This is a genomic window from Lysobacter sp. 05T417, from assembly GCF_056396405.1.
On sequence record NZ_JBFTLK010000003.1, the window covers coordinates 36,202 to 53,294 of the forward strand.

12 protein-coding genes are annotated in these 17,093 nt (G+C 67.8%); 7 read left to right on the top strand and 5 right to left on the bottom strand.

Features of this window, described 5'->3' with window-relative positions; all coding sequences use genetic code 11:
• Window positions 1–150 precede the first annotated feature (150 nt).
• The 5 genes from AC1DER_RS06130 to AC1DER_RS06150 form a co-directional block, all read right to left on the bottom strand.
• A complete protein-coding gene (locus AC1DER_RS06130; protein WP_477247714.1) occupies window positions 151–2,664 on the bottom strand; it encodes a mechanosensitive ion channel domain-containing protein in 2,514 nt (837 codons plus the stop codon).
• 193 nt (window positions 2,665–2,857) lie between these two features.
• Window positions 2,858–4,636 carry a S8 family peptidase gene (locus AC1DER_RS06135; RefSeq protein WP_477247716.1) on the bottom strand — a complete coding sequence of 593 codons (1,779 nt, stop codon included), beginning with the start codon at window positions 4,634–4,636 and terminating at the stop codon, window positions 2,858–2,860.
• An 84-nt stretch (window positions 4,637–4,720) separates the two neighbouring features.
• On the bottom strand, window positions 4,721–7,573 hold the full coding sequence (locus tag AC1DER_RS06140) for a YadA-like family protein (protein ID WP_477247717.1): 2,853 nt from the start codon (window positions 7,571–7,573) through the stop codon (window positions 4,721–4,723).
• 250 nt (window positions 7,574–7,823) lie between these two features.
• A complete protein-coding gene (locus tag AC1DER_RS06145; protein WP_477247719.1) occupies window positions 7,824–10,688 on the bottom strand; it encodes a YadA-like family protein in 2,865 nt (954 codons plus the stop codon).
• A gap of 176 nt (window positions 10,689–10,864) precedes the next feature.
• Window positions 10,865–11,896 carry a helix-turn-helix domain-containing protein gene (locus tag AC1DER_RS06150; RefSeq protein WP_477247721.1) on the bottom strand — a complete coding sequence of 344 codons (1,032 nt, stop codon included), beginning with the start codon at window positions 11,894–11,896 and terminating at the stop codon, window positions 10,865–10,867.
• 176 nt (window positions 11,897–12,072) lie between these two features.
• Between AC1DER_RS06150 and AC1DER_RS06155 the strand changes: the two genes are divergently transcribed.
• The 7 genes from AC1DER_RS06155 (at window position 12,073) to AC1DER_RS06185 (ending at window position 16,826) form a co-directional block, all read left to right on the top strand.
• Window positions 12,073–13,086, top strand: a complete 1,014-nt coding sequence (locus AC1DER_RS06155) for an AraC family transcriptional regulator (protein WP_477247723.1) — start codon at window positions 12,073–12,075, stop codon at window positions 13,084–13,086.
• Between the two features lie 117 nt (window positions 13,087–13,203).
• On the top strand, window positions 13,204–13,956 hold the full coding sequence (locus tag AC1DER_RS06160) for an RNA polymerase sigma factor (RefSeq protein ID WP_477247725.1): 753 nt from the start codon (window positions 13,204–13,206) through the stop codon (window positions 13,954–13,956).
• A 13-nt stretch (window positions 13,957–13,969) separates the two neighbouring features.
• Window positions 13,970–14,314 carry a hypothetical protein gene (locus AC1DER_RS06165; protein WP_477247727.1) on the top strand — a complete coding sequence of 115 codons (345 nt, stop codon included), beginning with the start codon at window positions 13,970–13,972 and terminating at the stop codon, window positions 14,312–14,314.
• Complete coding sequence (locus AC1DER_RS06170) at window positions 14,311–14,733, top strand: DUF2231 domain-containing protein (RefSeq protein ID WP_477247729.1); 423 nt, start codon at window positions 14,311–14,313, stop codon at window positions 14,731–14,733. Before AC1DER_RS06165 ends, AC1DER_RS06170 begins: the two co-directional genes overlap by 4 nt.
• A 120-nt stretch (window positions 14,734–14,853) precedes the next feature.
• Window positions 14,854–15,729 carry a helix-turn-helix transcriptional regulator gene (locus AC1DER_RS06175; RefSeq protein ID WP_441817563.1) on the top strand — a complete coding sequence of 292 codons (876 nt, stop codon included), beginning with the start codon at window positions 14,854–14,856 and terminating at the stop codon, window positions 15,727–15,729.
• Window positions 15,717–16,250 carry a hypothetical protein gene (locus AC1DER_RS06180; protein WP_477247731.1) on the top strand — a complete coding sequence of 178 codons (534 nt, stop codon included), beginning with the start codon at window positions 15,717–15,719 and terminating at the stop codon, window positions 16,248–16,250. The genes AC1DER_RS06175 and AC1DER_RS06180 overlap by 13 nt, the downstream gene beginning before the upstream one ends.
• A gap of 93 nt (window positions 16,251–16,343) precedes the next feature.
• A complete protein-coding gene (locus tag AC1DER_RS06185) occupies window positions 16,344–16,826 on the top strand; it encodes a hypothetical protein (RefSeq protein WP_477247733.1) in 483 nt (160 codons plus the stop codon).
• Window positions 16,827–17,093 lie beyond the last annotated feature (267 nt).

Here is a 17,093-nt window from a genome sequence, read left to right on the forward strand (position 1 = left end):
GAGTCAGGAGCATCGGGGGGCCAGGAGGCGAAGAGAAATCACTTGTTCCAATCGGAACCATTCAGATCGGTAATGGCTGGTGAGGAGAACGGAACCATGCTGTTTCGCATGCATTATCCGCAATAACGGCTATTGACATGACGGGTCTGCTCACCCGGCCGGGCTCGGTTCTCCATCTTCGGCATCGCCGCCCGTGGCATCGCCCGATCGGTTCGGGGCCGATTGCATGAGCAAGGCACTCACCTCCTTCGACATGCTGCGCAGGTGCACGTCCTGCTGCGGGAACGGCATCTCGATGCCGGCATCGCGCAGTGCCGCATGCACGCGCGTGAGCAGTTCGCTGCGGATGCTGGTCCAGTTGTCGAAGTCGTAGGTCCAGGCGCGGATGGCGAAGTTCAGCGAGCTGGCGCCCAGCCCCGTGAACAGCACCACCGGCGCCGGCGACTTGGCCACGTGTGAGGTCTCGGTGCAGATCCTGGTCAGCAGCGCGATCACCTGCGACGGCTCGGAGCCATAACCAACACCCAGGTCGATGTCGACCCGCCGGCTCATGTCGAGCAGGGTCCAGTTGGTCAGCTTCTCCGACAGCAACGTGCCGTTGGGCACGACCACGTCGGCGCCGTCGAAGGTCTTGATGGTGGTGGCGCGCATGCCGATCTCGCGCACGCGGCCTGCGGTGCCGGTGATCTCGACCACGTCGCCGGGCTGGATCGGCCGTTCGAACATCAGGATCAGGCCGGAGACGAAATTGTTGACCACGTTCTGCAGGCCGAAACCGATGCCGACACCGAGCGCGCCGAACAGGAACGCCAGCTGCCCGACCTTGAAGCCGGCCGCGGCCAGCGCCACGAACAGGCCGATCAGCAGCAGGGCGTAGTAGCTCAGTGACGCCACCGAATTTCCGACACCGCGTGGCAGCGACATCTTCGGCAGCACCTGCTCCTGCAAGAGGAAGCGCACCGTGCGCGCGGTCCAGTAGGCGATGAACACCGAGACGGCGAACACCAGGATGTGGCCGAGGCTGAGCGAGATCTCGCCGAACTTCACCGAGTAGGTGAGGATCGACTCGACCACGCCATAGACCGGCCGGAAGATCCGGAAGCGGCTCATCGCGAAGACCACCCAGCCAACGATGGCGGCGATCTTCAGCAGGTTGTTCAACCCTCCCAGGATGGGCGCGGCATGTTCGCGGGCGAGACGGAAGCGCGAGCTGCTGCGATGCGCGATCAACAGCTGCAGGAGCGTGTTGAACACGGTGACGGCGGCATGCAGCACCAGGCCCAGGTAGCCGCTGTCGACGACGCCGGCAGTCAGCATTTCCGCCAGCGACACATTGCCGACGATGTTCGACACCGCCGATGCCGCCAGCAGGAATGTGGCGCCCCAGGCGATGCCATGGATGATGCGGCTCATCCGCGCCGCCGGATCTGACTGGGGCAGCGGCCGGCGCGAACGCCAAAGCAACCACAGCATGAACACCAGCGCCAGCAACGTCAGGCCAAAGTAGTACCAGCGATACATCAACGTGCTTGCGAGGAAGACGAAGCCCAGGCGCTCGAGCAGGTACAGGCCCGTGGCGACAAAGGGCCAGGGGCCCAGCAGGCGCTTGCTGTCCGGCGGCAGCAGGCGCAGCACCGGCACCAGCGCCACCAGCATCGCGATCTGGTGCGCCAGCAGCGGCGCATCGGGCTCGAACACGAGCACGCCCATCATCGACAGCAGGATCCATGACGACAGCGGCCGTCGCAGCACCCTCTCGGAGGCCGCGTTTTCCAGTCCGGTCGGTGCGCGTTTGCGCGCCCGCAATCCCAGCCAGATCAGCAATGGCAGCAACAACATCTGCAGCCAATGCAGCGCCCGCTGGTTGCCCAGGTCGGCTGCGGTGTACTGGGTGACAAAACGGCTCTCGATTTCCAGACCGGTGCGGATCGAGTCGAGCGCAGACTCGGAGTCGCGCTGCGTGTCCTGTGCGGCCCACAGCGGCGGTGCATCCAGCTTGACCAGGCGGCTGTCGATGTAGTCGATGGCGGCGTTGACGCCCTTCTGCCCGGCCTGGATCCGCGCCTGCACGGCATTGCCACGACGGCCCAGCGCGATCTGCTTCTCCAGCGGCGAGGACAGTGCCTGTTCGGCCTGCTTGAGGCGGGCGACCACCGAACCGATCCGGTCATCCAGCGCAGTGGCCAGGCTGCCTGCCTGGGCGGCGACCTTGGTGGCGTCCCAGTCGGCGCGGCGACGCGCGAGCTCGGCGGCGTCCTCACCGAACGGTGCGCTGGCCTGGCGCAGGTCGGACTGCCAGCGCGCGTACTGGCGGGCGTCGAACTTCCAGTGACGGTCGAGGCTTTCCAGGCGCATGACCGGAAGCGTGCGCAGGTCCTTGGAGACGAACAGCTTGGCCTTCTCGTTGACCGAACGCTCGATGGTGTCCAGGCGCGGCGCGAGATCCTTGCTCAGATCCTGCGTCCCCGCGCGCGCGATGACGTCCTGGGAGAAGCGTTCGTCGTCGTCGGCGCGGATCGGGATGTCGGCGACCGGGATGGCCGTGGGCCCCTTCTCCTTGGCGTCGACCAGGGTCGGCGCGGTCTGCGCGGACACCTCGGGGATGCCGAGCACTCCTGACAGGCACAGGACGAGGCAGGAAAGCAGGAGGGAAATACGCGACATCGTGGCTCCGGGCCAACAAAAGGGGACCGCTGCATGGAGCCGCAGCGAGGATGCTGCGGCAGAGCAAACCCCAGCGGAGCGGCATCGTCAACGCATGATGCCGCCCCACATCGCACTTTCACGCAACCATCACGGCTTCAGGCCGCGGGTTCGCTGCGGCCAGTCGCCTGGACCGGCCGCAGCCCTGTGCCACTTATTGCGTCGCCGCCTTCAGCGAAACACCGCTGAACGCACTCACGCCCAGTACCTTCACGTAGTACGCGCCGGCGGCCGGTGCGTTGAGCGTGATGGTCTGGTTGTTGCCCGGACGCTGCGAGATCGCGTCGTTGCTGATCGTGGTCGGCTCGCTGCCATTCTTGACCAGCAGCTTGACCTGACCCGTGCCGCCGTACGTGGTCACGTTGAGGCGCGACGTTCCTGCGGCAACCGGGAAGACGTAGACATAACCGTCGTTGGCATTGCCACGCAGGCCGGTCTTGGCAATCCCGTTGGACAACGGCTGGCCGCCGGTCCTGGCCACGATTACCGCGGCGCCGGCGTCGACGATGCCCGCACCCAGCGGCCGGTCCGGCGTGGTCGGGAACGGCCTGGCGGTCTGCTTCAGCAGCGCGGCCAGTTCGGCCGGGGTCTTCGGCGTGGTCAACGCGCTCTGCACAATGGCTGCGACGCCGGCGACGTGCGGAGCGGCCATCGACGTGCCGACCATGCCGCCGTAGCCGGCGACGGTGGGTACGGTCGTGCCCATGTTCACCGTCGACCAGATGTAGCCCTCGTTCTGCGTGGCGCCATCGTTGATGCCGCCGCCCGGTGCGGAGAGGTCGATGCGCGCACCGTAGTTGGAGTAGCTCGCCCGGCGGCCGCTGATGCCGGAGGAACCGACCGTGATGACGTTCTGGCAGTTGGCCGGCGAATGCTCCATGACCTCGCCATTGTCGTTGCCCGCGGCCACGACAATGGTGGTACCGCGCGAAACCGCGCTGTCGATCGCCGCCTGGGTCGGCGCATCGCAGGCACCGCTGCCGCCGAGGCTCATGTTGATCACTTCAGCCGGATACTGGTTGTCCGGCACGCCGTCGACGTGGCCACCGGAGGCCCACACGATCGCGTCGTTGATGTCGGAGTCGTAGCCGCCGCAGTGACCGAGCACGCGCACCGGCACGATCTTGGCGTCGCGAGCGACACCCGCCATGCCGACGCCGTTGTCGGTCACTTCGGCAATCGTGCCGCTGACGTGGCTGCCGTGCCAGGAACTGCTGCGCGCCGCGCTGCCGCTGTAGCACTGGTTGGCTTCCGTCCAGTCGCCGGTGTCAGCGCCGCCGGCGACACGGCCGTCGCTGTCACGGCCCGAGACTTCGTGGTCGATGATGAAGTCGTAGCCGGGCAGCAGGTTGGCCGCCAGGTCCGGATGATCGGTGACGCCGGTGTCGAGCACGGCGACCACGACGCCTGCGCCGGTGGCGCCAGCGTCCCATGCCGCCTGCACGCCAGCCCCACCGACCGGGTTGTTGAAGTGCCACTGGTACGAAGCGTAGTAAGGATCGTTCGGCGCCGCGGTGGCCTGGCGCAGGCGATCTGGCACGACGTATTCGACCGTCGGATCGGCCGCGATTGAACGCATCAGGTTCTCGGCTTCGACGCGGTCGAGCTTGCGTGACAGGCGCACCAGGTGGGCGCCGCTGCCGGCGAGTTGGCGCAGGTGGCGCGCGCGCGGCGCGGCCAATCCGGAACGCGCGGTGACGGCACGGGCCGCGACGGCGTCGAAGGCGCGTGTGAGCTGGCTGGCGTCAGTCTGCGCGGCGCTGCCGTTGCGGTATTTCACAATGAAGCGGTCGTAACCGGCGCTGTTGCCGCTGGTTGCGCCGGTATCGGCGCGTACGACTGCCGGCTTTCCAGCGGCGGCGGACAGGGCGGTGCCGGCTGCACCGGCGATGATGATGGCAGCCAGCGCCACCGTAAGGGTCTTTTGCTTCATGGGTAGGTCCCGGATGTGGTGGAGGTCGATCTAGGTCTGGACGTGATTGCCTGACGGGCGCCGCGAACGCGGCGCCCGCGGTGACTACCAGCTGAAGCCGGCGCCGGCGCCGAGACTGGAGTCTTCGCTGGTGAAGGCCGCACCGGCGGAAACGCTGGCGCGGTTGTTGTTGAACGCGCGCTGGTAGCCGACCGAGATGGCCGCTTCGCTGCCGTAGGTACCAACACCGACGCCAACGCGATTGACGCCCGACAGTCCCGAGGTGTTGGCCGACATCTGCGACATCGCCGCGCTCATCGCACCGACGCGCTGGATGCGCTCGTCCTGCTTGATGAAGCGGCTGTTGACGGTGTCCTGCCAATCATCCAGCGCCTGGAAGCGCGAGTCGGTATAGGCGTTGGCGCGCGTCAGCGTCTGCGTGTTGAGGTCGCGCACCTGCGCCACGTTGGCTGCGTCGGTATCGGCGGTGCCGGCGGCAACGTTCACGACCTGGCGCTCGCCACCGGCCGTGCCGACCGACACGGAGTTGGCGCGATCTGCCAACGAGCCCTGGCCGAGTGCGACTGCACCGGTTGCGGCTGCATCCACCACGGCGCCCTGGCCGAGTGCGGTTCCACCGGCGGCTTGCACCGATGCGCTCTCGCCCACGGCAACGGCGTTGGTCGCAGTGGCGGCAATCGTCGCGTTGGCGCCCACCGCGGTGCTGCCGTCGGCTTCGACGCGGGCATTGCCGCCCAGCGCCGTGTCGTTCGGACCCGCAGCGAAGGCACTGTTGCCGATCGCGATGCCATTGCTGCCCTGCGCGCTCGCCGACGAACCCATCGCCACGGCCTTGCTGCCAGCCGCCGACGATGCCTTGTCGCTGCCATCGCCATCGCCATCGACCGAGATCAGGTCGATCTGTCCGGCCGCGCCGCTCAGGCGATCGATATCGTTTTCAACGTTGTCCAGGCGGCCATCGACACCGTCGATGCGCGCGTTGGTGTCGCTCAGCCCCTGCTCGACGCCATCAACGCGTCCGTTGGCATCGGCCAGACCCTGCTCGACCGCATCGACGCGGACGCCGGCATCGCTGACACCCTGCGCGATCTGGTCGACGCGGTCCTGCACGCCATCGATGCGCGCACCGGCATCGGTCAGGCCTTGTGCGAGGTTATCGACGCGCGTGCCTACATTGGCCAGGCCCTGCCCCAGTTCCGCCGTGGCCGCGTTGAGCTGATTGACGTTGACGGCATCGGTGCCGTTCTTGCCGGCGGCGACATTGGTCACCTGCCGCTGGCCGGTTCCACTGCCGACCGATACTTCGCCTACCGAGTTCTGGCCGCTGAGGCGACCACTGCCATCGACGTAATCAACCAGTGCGCCCACCGTCGTTCGCGAACCGGCACCGAGCGCAACCGAGTTGGCGAACGAGGCATTGGCGGCCGCACCCAGCGCCAGTGCGTTCGGCGTCGCCGCCGCCACCTGGCTGTTGCTGCCCAGCGCGATCGAGCTGTCGCTGCCCGCGCCAGTCGGGCTGCCGGCCACGCGCGCATTGGGTCCCAGTGCCATCGCGCTGGCGGCATACAACACCTGCGCGTTGTAGCCAAGCGCCACCGAATTGCCCGCCTTCAGCGTGCTGAAATCGAAGGAGTCCGGGCGGAAACCGGGCTTGGTCGGATCGCCGCCACTGCCAGGCTTGAGCACCGGCGCAAGATCCACGACCGAAGCCTTGGTGCCCAGCGCCACGCTCTGCAGGCCACCGGCGTAGGAGGTGTTGCCGTAGGCCGAGGCGTTCTCCGATGCGACAGCGGCCGAGCCAACGACGGTGCCGTTGGCGGTGTACAGGTATTCGCCGTTGATCGTGGCCGGAGCGCCGACATATGGCAGGAAGCCGGTCGAGGCGCGCTGGCCGATGACCACATTGTTGTTGCCTGGGGCGACGGCGCTGTAGCCGATCGCGATGGAGTTGGTGCCCACGCCCGGTTCGATGCGACCGTTGACGTGATAGCCAGCCCAGTTGCCGATCGCGACCGAGTTGTCGCTGTAAGCATACGAGTTGGCACCCAGCGCAACCGCGTTGCCACCGGTCGCACGGGCGTACATGCCGATGGCCACTGGGGCATACGACTCCACCGGCGTGAGGCTCTTGACGATGTTGGTGTTGGCGTACACCGGCAGGTAACCGTCGGTGCTGGCGTACGTTCCGATCGTCACGCCCATCTCGGCCTCGGCGCGGGTGCCCGCGCCGATCGCAGTGGCTCCTGCGTACGTGGCCAGCGCCTGGCGGCCGAGCGCGATGGAGTTGAGTCCCGAAGCGATCGCGTTGGTGCCGACCGACAACGCGCTGGTGGCACTGGCGATCGCGCCGGTGCCGGCCGACATGGCGTTGTCTCCTGTGCTGTTGCCGCTGCCCAGCGCAAGCGCTCCTGCGCCGCTGGCGGTACTGCCGGAACCGAAGGCCGCACTGGCGTTACCGCTGGCGTTGGCGTTGCTGCCGATCGCCGTGCTGTCGTCGCCTTCGGCGATCGAGCCGTAGCCGTAGACACTGGAATTGGCGCCCACGGCGGAGGCGTTGAAGCCGGTGGCAGTGCTGTTCTCGCCGAGCGCGAAGGTGCCGGTGCCGAGGGCGACACTGTTGATGCCGCCGGCCCAGCTGTAGGCACCGAAGGCGGCGGCGTTGTCGGCGTCGGCCATCGCGTACGCGCCGACGGCGGTGGTTTCATCGCCCGTGGCTTCTGCAGAGGTGCCGATGGCGGTAGCGCGTGCGCCACTGGCAAGCGCGTTGACGCCGCAGCTCACGGCATCGGGATCGGTGGCGGCGCCAACGGGATTGCCCGACGAATCGACGCAGAACGATTGTGCGCCGGCGATCGCGGGCATCAGGCCCAGTGCAAGGACGATGGCGTGCGCCAGGCGCGCGGGACGCGGACGGCGGGCATCGGAAAGCAGGTTCATGGAATTCTCCAGCGACGGGACCAGGCCGCGTCGGTTCGGTTCGGTTGCATGGTGGTTTTGGCAGGCATGCGTCGCGGTTCCCCCAGAACGCATGCTTTCAGCCTATGCAGGGCAAATCCGCGTGGATTTGACTGCCGATACCAACGTTTGTCCGCGCGTACCAGGCGCACGCATGAACGGGGAGTGGCGTGATGCGGGCCAGAAATTGCACGGCGCCTGGTGAGCGGACGCCGTGCGATCACACAGCTGCTTACCAGCCGAAACCGACGCCCGCGCCCACCGAGGTGTCGTCACTGCTTGCTGCACCTCCCACGGTCACCGTGGCGCGGTCCGACAGGGCACGCTGGTAGCCGATCGACACCGCGCTGGCACCGTTCTGGAAACCGACGCCAACGCCGACGCGGTTCTGCGTGTGGATACCGGCGGCGCTGGTGGCCATGTTCAACATGGCGGCGCTCATCGCACCCTGCTGGTCGATGCGGTGGTCCTGCTGGTCCAGGCGCTCATCGACGCGGCTGCGCAGCAGGTTGAAGTCGTCGTCGAACGCCTGCAGTCGCGAGTCGGTGTAGGCGTTGGCCTGGGTCAGCGTCTGCGTATTGAGGTTGCGCACCTGCGCCACGTTGGCCGCGTCGGTATCGGCGGTGCCGGCGGCAACGTTCACGACCTGGCGCTCGCCACCGGCCGTGCCGACCGAAACCGTGTTGGCACGGTCGGCGACCGAACCCTGTCCGAGCGCGACCGCGCCGGTTGCCGTTGCATCGACGACCGCGCCCTGGCCCACCGCCGTACCGCTGGCCGCCTGCACCGATGCGCTCTCGCCGACAGCCACGGCATTGGTTGCCACCGCAGCGACAGTCGCGTTGGCGCCCACTGCGGTGCTGCCGTCGGCTTCGACGCGGGCGTTGCCACCCAGCGCGGTGTCGTTCGGACCGGCAGCGAAAGCGCTGTTGCCGATCGCGATGCCGTTGGCGCCCTGCGCGCTCGCCGACGAACCCATCGCCACCGCCTTGCTGCCGGTGACCACAGAGGCCTTGTCGCTGCCGTCGCCGTTGCCGTCGACCGAGATCAGGTCGATCTGTTCGGCCGCGCCGCTCAGGCGATCGATATCGCTTTCGACAGTGTCCAGGCGACCATCGACACCATCGATGCGGGCATTGGTGTCAGTCAGCCCCTGCTCGACGCCGTCAACGCGGCCATTGGTGTCTGCAAGGCCCTGTTCGACCGCGTCGACGCGCACGCCGGTATCGCTGACGCCCTGCGCGATCTGGTCGACGCGATCCTGCACGCCGTCGATTCGCGCACCTGCGTCGGTCAGGCCCTGGGCGAGGTTGTCGACGCGCGTGCCGACGGTCGCCAGGCCCTGCCCCAGTTCCGCCGTGGCGGCATTGAGCTGGTTGACGTTGACCGCATCGGTGCCGTTCTTGCCCGCCGCGACGTTCGTCACCTGCCGCTGGCCGGTGGCGCTGCCGACCGACACTTCGCCCACCGAGGCCTGGCCCGTGAGGCGACCGCTGCCGTCGACGTAGTTGGCGAGTGCGCCAACCGTCGTTCGCGAACCGGCACCAAGCGCAACGGAGTTGGCGAACGAGGCATTGGCGGCCGCACCCAGCGCCAGCGCGTTCGGCGTCGCAGCAGCCACCTGGCTGCCGCTGCCCAGCGCGATCGAATTGTCACTTCCGACGGCGCCGTTTGAAGTTCCGGCGACCCGTGCATTGGGACCGAGCGCCATCGCGTCGGCGGCGTACTGGACCTTTGCGTTGTAACCCATCGCAACGGAGTTCGACGACTTGAGGAGGCTGAAGTCAAGTGAGTCCGGCGCGTATCCCGGCGCAGTCGGGTCCCCTCCGGTACCGGCCCTGGCCACTGGCGAGATGTCCTGCACGCCCGCGCTGGTGCCAAGCGCGAGACTGCGCACGCTGCCTGCGACTGCGGCAGAACCCAGCGAAGTCGCGCTCTCGCTGGCAGCCGCGGTGGCGCCGATGGCCGTCCCGTTGGCGGTGAACAGATACTCGCCGGAGATCGTCGCCGGCGCGCCGGCCTGGCCGTAGTAGGCGGTCATGGCCTTGGAGCCCATCACCGTGTTGTTGCTTCCCGGCGCCACCGCGCTGTAACCCACTGCGATGGAATTGGCCCCGACACCTGGCTCGAGACGAAAACTCTGGTGGTAACCGGCGTAGTTGCCGATGGCAATCGCGTTGTCGTTGTAAGCATGCGAATTCGAGCCCAGCGCCACCGTGTTGTAGCCCTGTGCGACCGAAGCGAAACCGATCGCGACCTGTCCGGTCGCGTTGACCCTGTCGGGGCTCTTTACGACGTTGGTGTTGGCGTACAAGGAGAGGTAACCATCCGTGGTGGCCAGCGTTCCCATGGCGATGGCGTTATCGCTCTTGGCCCATGCCTCGGTGCCGATGGCAGCAGCGCCCCTGCCCGTGGCGAGTGAACCGTTGCCGAGAGCGAAGGCGCTGGTTCCCGACGAGACCGAATCCGCGCCCATGGCCATGGCGTAGTCGGCCTGCGCGTTCGCGCCGCCGATCGCGACCGAGCCGACGCCGCTGCCGGCGCTGCCGCTGCCCAGGGCCAGCGCATTGGCGGCACTGGCGCTGCTGCCAGCACCCAGCGCAACGCTGGCGGCGCCGCCGGCATTGCTGGCAGTGCCCATTGCCGTGCTGTCGTCGCCCTCGGCGATCGAGCCGTAGCCGTAGACACTCGAATTGGCGCCGACGGCGGAGGCGTTGAAGCCGGTGGCGGTGCTGTTCTCGCCCAGCGCGAAGGTGCCGGTGCCGAGGGCGACGCTGTTGGCGCCGCCGGCCCAGCTGTAGGCACCGAAGGCGGCGGCGTTGTCGGCGTCGGCCATCGCGTAGGCGCCGGTCGCGGTGCTCGCGTTGCCCGATGCGTAGCTCAGCGTGCCCAATGCGGTAGCGGCCGCGCCGCTGGCCAGTGCGTTGACGCCGCATGCCACAGCCTCGGGGTCAGTGGCCGCGCCGACCGGATTGCCGGACGAGTCAACGCAGAACGACTGCGCGCTGGCGATCGCGGGCACCAGGCCCAAAGCAAGGACAATGGCGTGCGCCAGGCGCGCAGGGCGCGGACGGCGGGTTGCGGACGGAAGATTCACGGAGTTCTCCATCGACGCGACTCGGCGCGCCGGTTCGATTGCATGAGGTAGAGGCGTGCATGCGTCGCGGTTCCCCCAGAACGCACGCTTTCAGCCTATGCAGCGAAATTGGGCGTGGATTTGATCGCCGGTCCCAACCTTTGACCGTGCGTACCGCGCGCACGCATGAACAGGCGTCAGTCGATCTCCGATGCCCTTGCCTGCCCCGGCGTCATGCCGAAGCGCCGCTTGAACAAGCGCGTGAAGGCGTGGAGATCGACAAAACCGTGGTGGAAGGCGATCTGGCCGATGTTGGCCTGTGCCGGCGCGGCGGCCAGCGCCGCCCGGCAACGCTGCAGGCGGGTCTCGCGCAGCAAGCCGAGCACCGTGAGCGACTGGGCGGAGAACAACCGGTATAGCGACGTGCGCGAACACCCGACCGTCGCCGCGATTTCATCCACCGACAAGTCATGGCGGCGGAAATGCGTCTGGATGTGCAGTTGCGCCTTGGCCAGCAGGATCTCGTGGCCGGCGCTGGAATCGCTGCGGCTGATTGCCGTCGCACGCAGGCCCATGGCCGTCTGGTCGACCATCGCCGACAGCACCCGCGCGCGAGCGCCATCGGCCAGCTCATCGCCACGCGCTGCGAGCAGGCGCAACTGCGCCTTGAGCGCGTTCGACAGCACCGGGTCGTCGATCGGAATGACGGCGCGCCCGGACTTCGCCCACGCTCGCTGATCGACAGGGAGCGTGTCGGACTGCATTTCAAGACCCGGCAACTGCAGGCACAGGTCGGAATGGGCAGTCCACTGGGCTTCCTTGACCGCGGTCGTATCGAGCAGGAACAGGTCGCCCTGGCCGACCTCCACACCGTCCCGCCGACCGTGTGCCCGGATGCGCGCCTGGCCCGCCAGCACGAATACCAGCCGCAGGTGCCCGCGCGTCGAGTCGAACGGCCGCACCCGCGCGGCCATCGCACGGCTGTGCAGGAAGCGCACATCGCCGTCCCCCCAGGTGCTGTACTCGCCGACGAACTGGTGCGCGCCCAGCGCATCGGACTGCACCTGCAGGTCCCAGTTGTAGCGCTCTCGCGATACCGCGCGCCATTGCTCGAGGGTGAAACGCGTCGAACCGTCGAAACGACCGGCGACGGTGGCCCGGCCGGACCGGTCCGTTCGCGGCGGACGGCGACGCGCCGCCTGTTCGGATTTTCGATCGCCTTCGGACATCGCGCGTACGCGGCTCGACCTTCATCGGGACATATGCCCGCCAAGTTCGGATTAGCGCAGGGATATCCAGTTCTGGCTTGGCCTGACGCGACAGATGTTTGCCCTCACGCGACAATCACCAGCGGGTGCGAATCTGCGACGCCATCAAGATCGCAGCTGCCCCTTTGCCCGGCCCTTTGATCCGCACCACCGCATTGACCAACTACCGCGAACTCGTGCGCGAGCTCGGCGGCAATCCCGAGGCGCTGCTGCGGCGCTTCAACATCGCCCCTGACCTGCTGGACGTGCACTACGCCATGGTGCCGCTGCAGTCGGTGGTGCAACTGTTCGAGCTGACCGCGACCGAACTGGACCGGCCCGATTTCGGCTTGTCCCTTTCGCGCGTGCAGGACTGGAACATCGTCGGCCCGGTGGCACTGATTGCCCGCAACTCCCCGGATGTCGGCGCCGCAATCGACGACTTCGCCCACTTCATCGGTTTCTACAGCCCCGGCGCCGTCTTCGAACTCGATCGCGTCAGCGACCCCGACGCGCCGCGCCTGACGTTCCGCTTCGAGGTTGGCAAAAGGTTCGAACCTGGCCGCCAGGCGGTGGAGCGTGCGCTGGGCCTGATGCACCACATCGTGGGAATGCTTCTCGACGACCCGGGCTTCCATGCGCAGACGGTGCTGTGCCGGCACGCCAGCGCACTTCCCCAGGTGCTCTATCGCAAGCATTTCGGCACCCGCGTGCTGTTCCTCCAGGAGGCCAATGCGCTGGTGCTGACCCGGCAGCAGATCGCACGTCCGATCGACAGTCACAACAAGATGATGCGGGCGTTCCTGGTCGACTTTGTCAGTCGCGAGATCGAGGAGCGCCCGCGCACCGCGCGCGAGCAGGTCACGGCCGCCATCGATCGCCTGCTCCCGACCGGGCGCTGCTCGCTGGTGGCGGTGGCGCAGCAGCAGGCCGTCCACCCGCGGACACTGCAACGCCAGCTGGCCGACGAGGGCCTGACCTTCCTGGGCCTGCTCGACTCGGTCAGGCGCGAGCGGGCGCAGGAGTACCTGGCCGAGCCAGCGATGCCGATGACCCAGATCGCCGGACTGCTGGGCTATGCCGAACAGAGCTCGTTCAACCACGCGTGCCGACGCTGGTTCAAGCAGGCACCGCAGCAGATCCGCCTGGCGCGTTCGTCAGATCCGCCGTGACGTCGGGCGCCTTGACGTCCGCCGCCTGACAGGCGTCTTATCCGGCCACGCGGGAACCTTTTGCCCTGGCCTGCGTCTGCGCAGTAGAGCAATGCCTTCGCCCAGGAGAGTTCGATCATGGCCCAGCCCGGCACCGAGCGGACCGTTGACTACGCTGCGCTGGATGACGCGCGGCTGGCGGCCCGGGTGGCGGCGGGCGACCGCGACGCGTTCTGCCACCTGATGCAGCGCTGCAACCAGCGTCTGTTCCGCACGGCACGCGGCATGGTCGGCAACGATGCCGAGGCTGAAGACATCGTGCAGGACGCCTACCTTCGCGCTTTCGAACACATCGCGACATTTCGCGGCGAGTCCTCACTGACCACCTGGTTGACGCGGATCGTGCTCAATGGCGCGCAAAGCCGGCTGAGGCAACGCCGCATGACCGTCGAGCTGGACCAGATCGATACCCTGCAGACCGACGGAGACCGTGTCGTGCCCTTCCCTTCCCGGTTCGTCAGCGAATCCACCGGCGGCGAAGACCCCGCTGCCGCCGCGTCACGCGAGCAGGTGCGACGCCTGATCGAACATGCCGTCGACGACCTGCCCGAACCGTTCCGCATCGTCTTCGTCCTGCGCGACATCGAAGGCTGCACGGTGGAGGAAACCGCAGGCAGCCTGTCCCTGCGCACCGAAACGGTGAAGACGCGCCTGCATCGCGCCCGGCGGCTGCTGCGCGCCGCCTTGAATGACACGCTGTCGGCGACGTTGTCGGAGGCGTTTCCGTTCCTGGGTTCGCGCTGCGCGCGCATCAGCGCCGCCGTGATGACCAGGATCGACGCCCTGGCGTCGGCCGACGACGACCAACCCACACACCCGCCCACCCACTGACGAGACTGTGACCATGCTGACGTATGCCCTGATCGTGTTCGCGATTGCCGCCATGGGCGGCCTGTTCCTGGCATCTCATGTTCTTCGCGGGCGACTGGCGCCGTGGGCGGTTTCCCTGATGCACGCACTGTTGGGTTTTTGCGGGCTGGTGATGCTGGTGTTGGCGGTCGGGCAAGGCGGCGCATCGGCACGTGTCACCGCGGCGCTGGCAGTGCTGGCGCTGGCAGCGCTCGGCGGCTTCTACCTGGCCTCGATCCATCTGCGCGGCAAGGTCGCCCCCAAGGCGGTCGTGTTCGTGCACGCGGGCGTGGCCGTGACCGGTTTCCTCGTGCTGCTCAGCGCCGTGCTGACGATATGAAGCATCCGTTGCACCCGGCCCTCGTCCACTTCCCGGTCGCGTGCTGGTCGCTGGCGACGGCCGCGGACACGGTCGAGCTGTTCCACGCAGCGTCCTACTGGCAGCTGTCCGGGCTGCTGCTGGCAATTGGCACCCTGGTTGCAACCGTAGCGATGGCGGCGGGCCTGGCCGAACTGCCGGACCTGGAGCCCGGCAGCACGCCATCGCGCGACGCCCGTCGCCACATGCTCCTGGCCGCAACGGCCTGGAGCTGCTACGCCGCCAGCCTGTTCCTGCGCATCGAGGAGGGAGCGCTTACGCGTCCGGGCGCGCTGGCGATCGGGCTGGGGCTGTTGGGATTCCTCAGCCTGTGCGGGGCGGGCTGGATGGGGGGCAGGCTGGTCTACGAGCACGGCATCGGCGTTCGCAAGCGCGGCTGAGGGCACGCCGGGAAATTGGCTCTGCCGATCCGGCGTCGAGTGGTTCTCCAATCTGCCGTTTCAGACCGATAGCGTGGTGCCATTGGCGCGCGAACGCATGCGCCGCACCGCGAGATCGTCATGGCCCTGCGCTGTCACGTACCTTCCGCTCCGGCGTCCACGCCGGCATTGCCCGACGATCGCTGCCTGCTGCTGACCATCGGCAAGGACGTGCCGCTGCGGCTGCCACGCAACGCGATATCGCTGTGGCTGCCATTGCGCGGCAACGTGCACTTGCTGGGCAGTGACTGCCAATGGCTCCTGCATTCGCACCAGTCGCAGCTGTGGTGCGGCGGAGCGGTGCAGGCGGAAGGGGGCAAGGACGCGCTATGGCTGTGCCTGGCTGGCAGCCCCGAGGCGTGGGCGCGCCACTTCGGCCATGCCCATGGCGGCCGTGAGCCACTGCCCTGGCAGCACGCGGCGCCGCGCCGCCTGCGTCGCCTGCTGCTGCAGGTGGCACGACGGCTGCGCGATGCACCGGCGGCCGGGTCCGACGAGGACAACGCGGTCGACGAGCTCGGCAACCTGCTGGTTGAACAGCAGCAGGCGATCGCCGCGCGCCTCCCGCGCTGTCGCGGCCGCAACCAGTCGCACCGGCGCCAGACCCTGCTGCGCCTGCTGCACGTGCGGCATCTGGTGCGCTGCCATGTCGACGCCGAAGAAGACTCGGAACCGTCCATCGACCTGACCTGGCTGGCCGAACGCGCCCACTACTCGTCTGGCCACCTGATCCGGATCCACCGCGAGGTGTTCGGCGAAACGCCGTCGGAGTACCTGGTTCGGCTGCGCAGTGCGCGTGCATGGCGACTGGTGCGCGAGACCGCGATGCCGGTCGGCGAGATCACCCAGGCGCTCGGCTTCGAGAGCCAGAGCGCGTTCTGCCGCGCCTTCAAGCACACCTTCGGCATGACCGCGACGCAGGCGCGCCGCAGCGAGTTGGACTCATGCGCAGCCTGAGCACATCGATCGAGCCCGGGGCGCGGCGCGCACTCACGTGGATGCTGCTGGGCGGGCTGTGCGCCGGCACGCTCGACATCGTCTTCGCCACCGGTTTCTGGGCGCTGCGCGGCGTTGCGCCGCAGCGGATCCTGCAGAGCGTGGCCGCAGGCGTGCTCGGCAAGGCCAGCTTCGGCGGTGGTGGCGCCAGCGCGATGCTGGGCCTGTTGCTGCATTTCATGATCGCGATCGCGATGGCCAGTGCCTACGCCATGGCTGCGCGCGATGCCACCGCACTGCTGCGGCACCCATGGCGTTACGGCGCGCTGTACGGACTGGCGTTATACGCGGTGATGTCCTTCATCGTCGTGCCGCTGTCGGCGGCGCCACGCAATGGCAACCCGTTGCCGCTTTGGGTCGCGTCGAGTGTCGTCGCACACGTGGTCCTGGTCGGCTGGCCCTGCGCCTGGTTCGCGCGACGCGCCTGGCTGGGCGCGTGGGGCTCGCCGCCTCTGGCGACGATGCTCGAACGTTCAGGCTGATCGTCCCGGCTTCGAAACGCCCGGCGCGCAGCGATCCAGGCGTCACCGGATTCCGCACGCGCCGCGGTTCCGCCCCTCTGCACGGAGACTGCAATGAACCACCTCGCCCCCGGACTGCTCGTCCTGCTCACTCTCGCCACTGCACCTGCCTACGCCCACGGTGGCGGCAACAAGTGCAAGAAGATCCACGCCGACCTGGTCGAAGTGTCGGCCACGGAAGGTTGCAACCCCGGTCTGTCGTCATGCTTCCTGGGCGAAGTCGACGGCAACCATGGCGTACGCGGCGTGACCCATTTCGCTGCCGACAGCGGCGCCGCGGGGCCGTCGACGTCGCCGGGTTTCATTTCCTACAGCGGGCCGTTCGAGTACCGCCTGGAGAAGGGCAACCTCACGATGCGCGAAACCGGCGTCACCACGTCCGGCCCGGTACCTGGCGTCGTCACGGCCTACCAGAAGATCGTCGCCGGAACCGGCGAGTTCGCCGGCGCGACGGGCTACTTCTTCGTCAGCGGCGAGAAGGACGGCCTGGGCCTGGTCGAAACCTTCATCAATGGCGAGATCTGCTCCCAGAAGTGATCCGCCACAAGCAGGGTTCTCCCTCCCCCCCTACCCCTCTTCCGGACGCGGGGGTTTTTTGGTGTTTTTGCGTGCGTGGTTGGTGGGGGAGGAGGTGGGGCGCATTTCGTGAACCTGCGCTTCGCTCCGTTGATCGTTCACGAAATACACCCCACCCCCTCCTTCACAAAGCTGCGGCGGTTTTATTGACCTCGCGTGTTGGTGGTCTTGCGCCGTCCGCGTGACGCAGCTGCGAGGGTCGGACCCGGGCTGCAGCGATCAAGGGCG